1 protein-coding gene is annotated in these 1158 nt (G+C 77.0%); it reads left to right on the top strand.

Annotated elements, in window-relative coordinates; genetic code table 11:
• Window positions 1-1158: aminotransferase-like domain-containing protein (locus tag FOE67_RS26330; protein WP_182667330.1), on the top strand; the 1158-nt coding region annotated here is incomplete at both ends.

Here is a 1158-nt window from a genome sequence, read left to right as displayed (position 1 = left end):
CCCCGGGCCTGGACCCCCTGCCCCCGGACGGCGATCCCGGTCTCATCGACCTCGGGTACGCGGCCCTGCCGGCCCCGCAGGACCTCCTGACCCGGGCCTTCACCGGCGCGCTGGACGCGCTGCCCCCCGCCGCCCGCACCCACGGCGACTTCCCGGCCGGCCTGCCCGCCCTGCGCGAGGCGCTCGCGGATCGGTACACGGCGCGCGGGGTGCCCACGATGCCCGAACAGATCATGGTCACCACCGGGGCCATGGGAGGACTGGCCGCCGTTCGCCGGTTGTTCGCCCAGCCCGGGGAGCGGATCGCGGTGGAGCACCCCTCCTACGCCAACGTCCTGCAACTGATGCGCCAGAGCGGCCTGCGCCTGGTGCCGGTGGCCATGGGGGAGGGGCTGGGCGGATGGGATCTGCCGGCCTGGCGGGCGGCGCTGCGCGACAGCGCGCCGCGCCTGGCCTACGTGGTGGCGGACTACCACAACCCCACCGGGGCGCTGGCGCCCGACGAGTCGCGCCGGCGCCTGGTCGCCGCCGCCCGCTCCTCGGGGACCGTGCTCATCGTCGACGAGACCATGGCCGACCTGTGCCTGGACCCCCCGCCGGGCGGGCCCCCGCACCCGGTCGCCGCCCTGGACCCGGGCGGGGCGGCGGTGGTCACCGTCGGTTCGGCCAGCAAGACCTTCTGGGCGGGGCTGCGCATCGGCTGGGTCCGCGCCGCCCCCGACCTCATCCGCCGGCTGGTCGCCGGGCGGGCCCACGCCGACCTCGGCAGCCCGGTCCTGGAACAGCTCGCCCTGACCTGGTTGCTGACCGGTGACGGTTGGGACGAGGCGGTGCGCCTGCGGCGGGAGGAGGTGCGGACCAACCGTGACGCCCTGGTGCGGGCCCTGCGGTCCCACCTGCCCGAGTGGCGTTTCGAGGTGCCGTCCGGCGGCCTCACCCTGTGGACCCGCACCGGAGGGCTGTCCGGGTCCCGGATCGCGGAGATCGGCGAACGTTTCGGGGTGCGGGTCCCCTCCGGTCCGCGGTTCGGCATCGACGGGGCCTTCGACGGCCACCTGCGCCTGCCCTTCACCCTCCCCCCGGCGGTCGCCGAGGAGGCGGTCACCCGACTCGCGGCCGCGACCCGTGTGGTGGCGGAGGGGCGGCTCGGGGCCGCGG

This window comes from Streptomyces calidiresistens (assembly GCF_014141525.1).
Classification (GTDB): domain Bacteria; phylum Actinomycetota; class Actinomycetes; order Streptomycetales; family Streptomycetaceae; genus Streptomyces; species Streptomyces calidiresistens.
This window is presented reverse-complemented; position numbering and strand designations above follow the sequence as displayed.